The 8,048-nt window shown below is 40.1% G+C and carries 11 protein-coding genes; 2 read left to right on the plus strand and 9 right to left on the minus strand.

All coding sequences use genetic code 11. The features are described 5' to 3' along the window. The 9 genes from A6E04_RS15640 to fkpA form a co-directional block, all read right to left on the minus strand. A partial coding sequence (locus A6E04_RS15640; RefSeq protein WP_244886287.1) for a GTP-binding protein occupies positions 1 to 264 on the minus strand: 264 nt, incomplete at its 3' end. Positions 265 to 372: 108 nt separating this feature from the next. Next, entirely contained in the window at positions 373 to 2,469 is a 2,097-nt protein-coding gene (fusA, locus tag A6E04_RS15645) for an elongation factor G (RefSeq protein WP_065611814.1), read from the minus strand. A 133-nt stretch (positions 2,470 to 2,602) separates the two neighbouring features. Next, positions 2,603 to 3,073, minus strand: coding sequence for a 30S ribosomal protein S7 (rpsG, locus tag A6E04_RS15650; RefSeq protein WP_012549146.1), 471 nt, complete (start codon positions 3,071 to 3,073; stop codon positions 2,603 to 2,605). A 94-nt stretch (positions 3,074 to 3,167) separates the two neighbouring features. After that, positions 3,168 to 3,542 carry a 30S ribosomal protein S12 gene (rpsL, locus tag A6E04_RS15655; protein WP_012549145.1) on the minus strand — a complete coding sequence of 125 codons (375 nt, stop codon included), beginning with the start codon at positions 3,540 to 3,542 and terminating at the stop codon, positions 3,168 to 3,170. A gap of 165 nt (positions 3,543 to 3,707) precedes the next feature. Beyond that, complete coding sequence (tusB, locus tag A6E04_RS15660; RefSeq protein ID WP_017020397.1) at positions 3,708 to 3,995, minus strand: sulfurtransferase complex subunit TusB; 288 nt, start codon at positions 3,993 to 3,995, stop codon at positions 3,708 to 3,710. A gap of 9 nt (positions 3,996 to 4,004) precedes the next feature. Continuing rightward, a complete protein-coding gene (tusC, locus tag A6E04_RS15665; RefSeq protein ID WP_065611815.1) occupies positions 4,005 to 4,361 on the minus strand; it encodes a sulfurtransferase complex subunit TusC in 357 nt (118 codons plus the stop codon). 29 nt (positions 4,362 to 4,390) lie between these two features. Continuing rightward, positions 4,391 to 4,783 (minus strand): sulfurtransferase complex subunit TusD, encoded by a 393-nt coding sequence (gene tusD, locus A6E04_RS15670; RefSeq protein WP_065611816.1) that lies wholly within the window; start codon positions 4,781 to 4,783, stop codon positions 4,391 to 4,393. After that, on the minus strand, positions 4,780 to 5,484 hold the full coding sequence (locus A6E04_RS15675) for a helix-turn-helix transcriptional regulator (RefSeq protein WP_026025264.1): 705 nt from the start codon (positions 5,482 to 5,484) through the stop codon (positions 4,780 to 4,782). Before A6E04_RS15675 ends, tusD begins: the two co-directional genes overlap by 4 nt. 197 nt (positions 5,485 to 5,681) lie before the next feature. After that, a complete protein-coding gene (gene fkpA / locus A6E04_RS15680; protein WP_017020399.1) occupies positions 5,682 to 6,476 on the minus strand; it encodes an FKBP-type peptidyl-prolyl cis-trans isomerase in 795 nt (264 codons plus the stop codon). Between the two features lie 129 nt (positions 6,477 to 6,605). Here fkpA and A6E04_RS15685 point away from each other — a divergent pair, with 129 nt between their 5' ends. Together A6E04_RS15685 and A6E04_RS15690 are read left to right on the plus strand one after the other, a co-directional pair. Further along, positions 6,606 to 7,622, plus strand: coding sequence for a WD40 repeat domain-containing protein (locus A6E04_RS15685; protein WP_065611817.1), 1,017 nt, complete (start codon positions 6,606 to 6,608; stop codon positions 7,620 to 7,622). Beyond that, a complete protein-coding gene (locus A6E04_RS15690) occupies positions 7,619 to 7,843 on the plus strand; it encodes a SlyX family protein (protein ID WP_012549138.1) in 225 nt (74 codons plus the stop codon). The genes A6E04_RS15685 and A6E04_RS15690 overlap by 4 nt, the downstream gene beginning before the upstream one ends. The last annotated feature ends 205 nt before the right edge of the window (positions 7,844 to 8,048 follow it).

Genomic DNA, 8,048 nt, shown 5'->3' on the forward strand with positions numbered 1-8,048 from the left:
ATAATCGGCGTGTCCAGGACAGTCAACGTGTGCATAGTGACGTGCAGGAGTATCGTACTCAACGTGAGAAGTTGAGATTGTGATACCACGCTCGCGCTCTTCAGGAGCGTTATCGATTGATGCGAAATCTTTAGCTACGCCACCGTAAATTTTTGCAAGTGTAGTACAGATAGCAGCAGTTAGAGTTGTTTTACCGTGGTCAACGTGGCCGATTGTACCAACGTTTACGTGCGGTTTCGTACGTTCAAATTTTTCTTTAGACACGATCGTGTTCCTTCCTAGTTATGAGGCACCCTATCCGACAATGATAAGGCGCGCCAGAATTTGCTATTTTATGCGTCAATTGACTTTGACGCAATAGTGTAAAGTATTTTATCCGCGTTCAGCAATAATTCTATCCGCGACATTCTTAGGTACTTCGCCGTACTCTGAGAATTCCATCGAATATGATGCACGGCCTTGTGTCGCCGAACGAAGAGATGTTGCATAACCAAACATTTCAGAAAGTGGTACTTGAGCACGAATAATTTTCAGGCCAGCGACACCGTCGTCCATACCTTCAATCATTCCACGGCGGCGATTTAAATCACCAACCACGTCACCCATCCAATCTTCTGGAGTGGTTATTTCAACTTTCATTGTAGGTTCAAGAATAACAGGCTGCGCTTCTAGTGCACCGTTCTTGAACGCCATTGAACCCGCGATTCTGAACGCCATTTCATTGGAGTCAACATCGTGGTAAGAACCATCAAACAGCGTCGCTTTAACGTCGAGAACAGGATAACCTGCTAACACACCGTTATGCATTTGCTCTTCGATACCTTTTGCTACTGAGCTGATGTATTCACGAGGAACACTACCACCAACAGTTTCATCTACGAATACGAAACCTGCATCATGTTCAGCTGGTTCAATTCTTAGCCATACGTGACCATATTGACCGCGACCGCCAGATTGACGAATGAATTTACCTTCAACTTCCGCTTTACCACGGATAGTTTCACGATAAGCAACTTGAGGTTTACCTACGTTGCATTCAACGCTAAATTCACGTTTCATTCGATCAACAATGATATCTAGGTGTAGTTCACCCATACCAGAAATCAATGTTTGGCCTGATTCTTTATCGGTTTCAACTTTAAACGATGGATCTTCTGCCGCTAATTTACCAAGCGCTACACCCATTTTTTCTTGGTCAGCTTGCGTTCTTGGTTCAACCGCAATTTGAATCACTGGTTCAGGGAATTCCATACGTTCTAGAACCACTTTCGCGTTCTGATCACACAGAGTATCACCTGTAGTTACGTCTTTTAGACCAATTGCAGCAGCAATATCACCCGCTCGTATTTCTTTCACTTCTTCACGCTTATTTGCATGAAGCTGAACAATACGGCCAAAACGTTCACGTTTTTGTTTTACTGAGTTATATACGCCATCACCAGAATTAACGACACCAGAATAAACACGAATAAAGGTAAGCGTACCTACAAACGGATCTGTTGCAATTTTAAATGCTAGTGCTGCAAATGGTTCGTTGTCGTCAGCATGACGCTCAACTTCATTGTCATTTTCATCAAGACCTTTGATTGCAGGAACATCAATAGGTGCCGGTAGGAATTCAACAACGGCATCAAGTACAGCTTGAACCCCTTTATTCTTAAATGCAGAGCCACAAGTCGCAAGAACAATCTCATTATTGATCGTTCGTGTGCGTAATGCGTTTTTAATTTCAGCTTCTGTCAGCTCTTCACCTTCAAGATATTTATCCATCAGTTCTTCTGACGCTTCCGCTGCCGCTTCAACTAAGTTTAGGCGCCATTCGTCTGCAAGCTCTTGCATATCAGCTGGAATCTCTTCATAAGAGAAAGTCATACCTTGATCGGCTTCATTCCAGTTGATTGTTTTCATCTTGATAAGGTCAATTACTCCACCAAAATCTTCTTCTGCACCAATGTTTAATTGGATAGGAACAGGATTTGCACCAAGACGATTTTTAATTTGTTCAATCACACGTAAGAAATCTGCGCCAGCACGGTCCATCTTATTAACGAAGACGATACGAGGCACGCCGTATTTATCAGCTTGACGCCATACGGTTTCAGATTGAGGTTCAACACCTGATGAAGCACAAAATACAACAACAGCACCGTCAAGAACACGCAGTGAACGCTCTACTTCGATAGTGAAGTCAACGTGCCCTGGAGTATCAATAATATTAATACGGTGATCTTGGAATTGTGCATCCATACCACGCCAAAAGGTGGTCGTTGCAGCTGAAGTGATCGTGATACCACGCTCTTGCTCTTGCTCCATCCAATCCATGGTAGCAGCACCATCATGAACTTCGCCGATTTTATGAGAAAGGCCAGTATAGAACAGAATACGCTCAGTAGTTGTAGTTTTACCTGCATCTACGTGGGCACAGATACCGATATTACGGTAGCGCTCAATAGGTGTATTTCGAGCCACAGTTGTATCCTCTTATCTTAGGGATTATTGCTATTTCCGACGCAATTGCACTGAAATAGCAATAATAACTAAGTGTATAACTAAATGGGAAAGAAGGAAGTAAGGTGCAGCAAGAACTGCTGCACCTTCGGTATTACCAGCGGTAATGAGCAAACGCTTTGTTAGCATCGGCCATACGGTGAACGTCTTCACGTTTCTTAACCGAAGTACCTTTGTTCTCAGACGCGTCTAACATTTCGTTAGCAAGACGTTGAGCCATAGATTTTTCACCACGCTTACGCGCAGCTTCAACTAACCAACGCATAGCAAGTGCGTTACGGCGAACCGGACGTACTTCTACAGGAACTTGGTAAGTTGAACCACCCACACGGCGAGATTTAACTTCTACCGATGGACGAATGTTTTCAAGAGCTTCTTCGAATACAGCTAAGTGATCTTTACCAGATTTCTCAGCCATTAATTCTAGTGCACCGTAAACGATTTTTTCAGCAGTTGATTTCTTACCGTCAACCATTACGATGTTTACAAATTTTGCCAACAGTTCAGATTTGAACTTAGGATCTGGAAGGATCTTACGTTGGCCTATTACGCGACGACGTGGCATGGAATATCTCCGTTGTTGTCTTCAGGTTATCCAAAACTTTTCAGTTTCTTCAAATTACAAATATATAGTGTTTGGCCTTACTTAACGGATTCCATTAAGACTTAGGACGTTTCACACCGTACTTAGAACGACCTTTCTTACGATCGTTTACGCCTGCACAGTCAAGTGCACCACGAACGGTGTGGTAACGCACACCTGGTAAATCTTTAACACGACCACCACGGATAAGAACAACTGAGTGCTCTTGAAGGTTGTGACCTTCACCGCCGATGTATGAAGTAACTTCAAAGCCGTTAGTTAGACGAACACGACATACTTTACGTAACGCTGAGTTCGGTTTTTTTGGAGTAGTAGTATATACGCGAGTACATACACCACGTTTTTGTGGACACGCTTCTAGCGCAGGCACGTTGCTTTTAACAACTTGCTTTGCACGTGGCTGGCGTACCAACTGATTAATAGTTGCCATTAAAATAGCTCCTGATTAGGGGTTCGAAAACTTTTGAAAAATCTATAGCCCTATAGAAATAGGGACGCGAAATTCTAAGGCTGAACGTGATATGTGTCAAGAAATATACAGCACTATTAATAAACAATTTAAAAATAACTGTTATTTAGACAAAAACACGTACAGTTACCAAGTCGCTGTCGGTGAGCGCTCTTGGGTCAAAACAACAAAAGAAGAGTAATTAACTAATTGAATTTTATTATTAATTAGTGATAAAACGCCTCTTGCCTCTGCATCTTCTTGCAAAATATAACACTGCTTAAAAGAAAGGATCACAGAATGATCTTTATGATCATTAATGCCTGCATATACGCAATCTTTCGTTAAAAGTACTATATCTGATTCTTTATTAATCGGTAATTCATTCACTCGCACTGTTTGAAGGTTTTCTACTTTAGTCAAAATATGAAGCATACGTTCCCCTCAAAACACCATTACTTGGTCACATTGTGACAATTTTTCATTTAAATCTTCAATAGAAATAAGATGAGCATCTATCAATAAATGACTTTCTGTAATACCACGATTTGCTAATGCCGCTTTGTCGACAAATATATCTTCGAGATCATACAATTCCAGCATTTTAAACCCTGCAATATAATCACGAGATAAAATCATCTCTGGTTTTTGTGATTTAAGTAATTGTAAAATCCCATCACCAACGAAAAATATGTGAATATCGTCACTATAAGCAGATGCGGCTAAAATAGCATCCAGCCCCTCTCTTCCTTGCGTCGTTGAATGCGGTGAGCTTTGAAATACAAATCCAAGTCTATTCATTATGTTCCTAATGACTGATAACCAAGCGATTAAAATTGAATTACACGATCATAACGTAACAACGCAGTCGCTAAACCACCGAGTCCTGCCTGTTGAAAACCTGATGCTAAATTGTGTTGAGAAAGTTTGTGCTGGTTTGCTTCTTCTTCCCCTATCACACCACGACGCAATGCTGCCGCAACACAAGTTTCCAACTCAATAGAATGTTCACTCGCAAGTTGTTGCCACGCTTTTGTAATATTCACTTCATCATTTGCAGGTAAAATCAGCGCAGATGCATTTAACACACCATCTTGATAGAAGAAGACTTTCTTTAATGTATGGCCTTGTTCAATCAAAGCTTTAGAAAACTGATACGCTTGTCTTGATGCTTGGGTACCATAAGCTGAACCATTGACGACTATGCCATAAGTTAAACTCACTTCTCACCATCCTCTATTTTTCTTTGACGAATATAAAGATACACAGTGTGTTTGGAAATATTTAGCTGATCAGCCACGCGATTAATCGCATCTTTAATATCGAAAATACCTTTATCATACAGATCAATCACTATCTGTTTGTTCTTCGCATTATTGCCCACTTCTTTATCTGCATTAATTTCATCAATCGTACGTTTTACCGTTTGATCAACAAGTTCATCAACATCACTCGCAAAATTGACGCTCGAAGCGGCTTCATTTGCTTCTTCACTTGGCATAAAAGATTGCAGTACTTGAGAAAATGGTGCATCCAAGTTTATGTTGATACAAAGCAGGCCTATAATTCGTTGGTCACCATTACGGATCGCAATGGTAATCGACTTCATCAATACACCCCCCTTTGCACGAGTGAAGTATGAACGAGAAAAATTTCGTTTTGATCTTTGAATATCTTTTAACATTTGCAAAGCAAGATCCGTAATTGGAGAACCCACTTTACGGCCTGTATTCTCACCATTGGCAATTTTTACAGCCGATTTATTTATATCTTCAAGTGAATGCAGAACGATTTCACAATAATTGCCAATCAAACTTGCGATACCATCTACGACGGCTTCGTAAGACTGCAAGATATGATGATCAAATTCAGTAAATGGCTTCATTTCAGATAAACGCTCTTCTATAGCAGTTTCAATGTTCATATTCACCAACTTAATATCTGTTTACCCAACGAGTGCCTAATACCGATTTATAACAATAAATAGGTATCGAACCTGTTGCTTAAAATAATTCCATCAAGTTTATCAGAATATTTGCATGAAAATAAAAAACCCCAGCAAGTGCCGGGGTTAATTCAGTGATCTAAAACAAAGTTTAGATTATTTAATCTTCGCTAAGATTATTTTGCAGGTTTTGCTGCGTCTTTAATTTCTAGCAATTCAACATCAAATACCAATGTTGAGTTTGCAGGGATCGCTTGGTTACCTTGAGCGCCGTAACCTAGTTCTGCAGGAATAACGAACTTGTACTTAGAACCAACATTCATAAGTTGAACACCTTCAGTCCAACCTGGAATTACAGCATTAAGTGGGAACGTTGCTGGTTGATTACGATCGTAAGAGCTATCAAACTTAGTGCCGTCAATTAACGTACCAGAGTAATGAACTACGACGGTATCTGTGTCTTTTGGTTTAGGGCCATCAGCAGGAGTAAGTACTTTGTACAATAGACCTGATTCAGTTTTCATTACGCCGTCTTCTTTTTCAAACTTAGCACGGTAATCTGCACCCGCTTTAATGTTTGCTTCAGATTCAGCTGCGGCTTTCTTTTTACCGATTTCAGCAACACGTTGATCTAATGCTTGTAGAGCGCCTTGAATTTGCTCATCAGTTAGACGTTCTTTACCATTAAATACATCCGTTACGCCAGCAAGCACATCGGCTTTTTTCAGGTCTAAACCTAGTTCTGTTTGTTTCTCTAAATTAGAGTTTAAGTATTTAGCCAATGATGCACCAATTGCATAACCCGCTTTTTCATCTTCAGAAGCAAATGTTGATGCTGTTGCGCCTTCTGCTGATGCTTCAATTGTTGCAGGTAACGTAGTTGCCTCTGTTTTTGGTGCTTCTTCTTTTTGACAACCAACAACAAATGCAACAGTTGCAGCAAGTAGCGATACTTTAAAGATAGATTTCATTTCAAAACTCCGAATTATTTGAGGTGCTGCCTCATTTTCTTATTCAATTATTTAGATAAAGATGCGAAATAGTGCTCATCACAATATACTAGTACTTATAGACACATTACAAACGAGTAGTTCAATTTGATGCGCGTTATCTCTCAATACCTTGCAATATTTGTCATTACACTGACATTAGCTGGCTGTTTCTTTAATAACTCTGACGTTCAACGTTGGGAGATGGCCCCTGAAGGAACCACCAGTTTCGCTTTAAGTAGAGACGCACGTTTTGCTCTATTCTATGTAAAACCTCACCCCAAAGATAAAAATCCTCAATTAAATAAAAAAAGTGGCCTCCATTTTTGGGATCTCATTGAGAATAAAGAATTAACGTATTTTGGTAAGCAAGACCAACTTAATTCTGTCGTCTCCCACATTAAGATTTCAGACAACTCTCGTTTTGCTATTACGGCAACCCAAACTAATTTTGCGGTCTGGGATTTAGGTATGGGCCTATCTGAAGGATTATGGTCCATTTCTGATGGCATTATCCGTGATGTCGATATTTCAAGTAATGGACAGCAAGTCCTACTTGGCTTATCTAACGGTAAAGCGATTTATATTGATTTAGCAACGGGTCGCCGTTTGGAGTTTTTGGCTCATAGAGAAAAAGTAAACTCTGTCGCCTTATCTGCAAATGGGAAATTTGCACTCTCTGGAGGAAATGACCATTTTGCTTATTTTTGGGATACCACTACAGGGCAAATTATATATACTTTTGAACATGATAAACGAGTGAGCCGCATTGCTTTACAGCGTGATGGAAAATTTGCATTAACTGCCGATGGTGGAAATAAAGGCTTTATTTGGAATTTAAAAACCGGTCAAAAAATATCAACATTGAGTACTTTTTCTCGTCAGCAAGTATTTTCTACTGCCCGTTTTAGTGATGATGGCAATTATCTTGTTACCGGTTCCCCTGCTGGCACGATAAAATTATGGAATATACCCTCAGGTAAGAAACAAGAACAATGGCGAGCTGAACCACTAAAAGATGCACGCCCACCAACAGCCGTAGTGTATGATGTCGCTATTGATAAAAAACAACGAGTCATTTCAGCCACCTCAGCCGGAATAGCTCAAGCGTGGTTGATAGAAGAATGACAACAGACATAAAACAACTAGAACTAAAAATCAGTGATTTAGAATGCCAAATGGCGTTCCAAGAACAAACAATTGATGAATTAAACGATGCGTTATCACAACAACAATTGCTGATCACCAACATGCAAGTTCAAATGAAATTTGTCGTAGGTAAAATGAAAACAATGGATACGTCAAGTATGGCGGATGCATCAGAAGAAACGCCACCACCACATTATTAAGATCAGGTTTAAGGAAGATCATAAAGTAATTGTTCTAATAGCAGCGACAAAGATAGTTCTCCCCCTTTAACTCTATAATTATGAGATAGGAATAGTTAAGACAAGGGGGAGTTAGAGGGGGGTTGGTAATAAAAGCATTTGGAATATACAAAAATTACACTTAATCGCTAACAACCCCTCCTAACCTCCCCCTTATATCAACATT

The sequence above is a fragment of the Aliivibrio logei genome, assembly GCF_001691055.1.
GTDB classification, from domain to species: Bacteria; Pseudomonadota; Gammaproteobacteria; order Enterobacterales; family Vibrionaceae; genus Aliivibrio; species Aliivibrio salmonicida.

Bases quoted from the DNA above. Each gene is read 5' to 3' on its own strand.
- A6E04_RS15675 (WP_026025264.1), bottom strand. From the start codon at position 5,484: ATGAACATTGAAACTGCTATAGAAGAGCGTTTATCTGAAATGAAGCCA.
- A6E04_RS15690 (WP_012549138.1), top strand. From the start codon at position 7,619: ATGACAACAGACATAAAACAACTAGAACTAAAAATCAGTGATTTAGAA.
- fkpA (WP_017020399.1), bottom strand. From the start codon at position 6,476: ATGAAATCTATCTTTAAAGTATCGCTACTTGCTGCAACTGTTGCATTT.
- rpsG (WP_012549146.1), bottom strand. From the start codon at position 3,073: ATGCCACGTCGTCGCGTAATAGGCCAACGTAAGATCCTTCCAGATCCT.
- A6E04_RS15685 (WP_065611817.1), top strand. From the start codon at position 6,606: ATGCGCGTTATCTCTCAATACCTTGCAATATTTGTCATTACACTGACA.
- rpsL (WP_012549145.1), bottom strand. From the start codon at position 3,542: ATGGCAACTATTAATCAGTTGGTACGCCAGCCACGTGCAAAGCAAGTT.
- tusC (WP_065611815.1), bottom strand. From the start codon at position 4,361: ATGAATAGACTTGGATTTGTATTTCAAAGCTCACCGCATTCAACGACG.
- tusB (WP_017020397.1), bottom strand. From the start codon at position 3,995: ATGCTTCATATTTTGACTAAAGTAGAAAACCTTCAAACAGTGCGAGTG.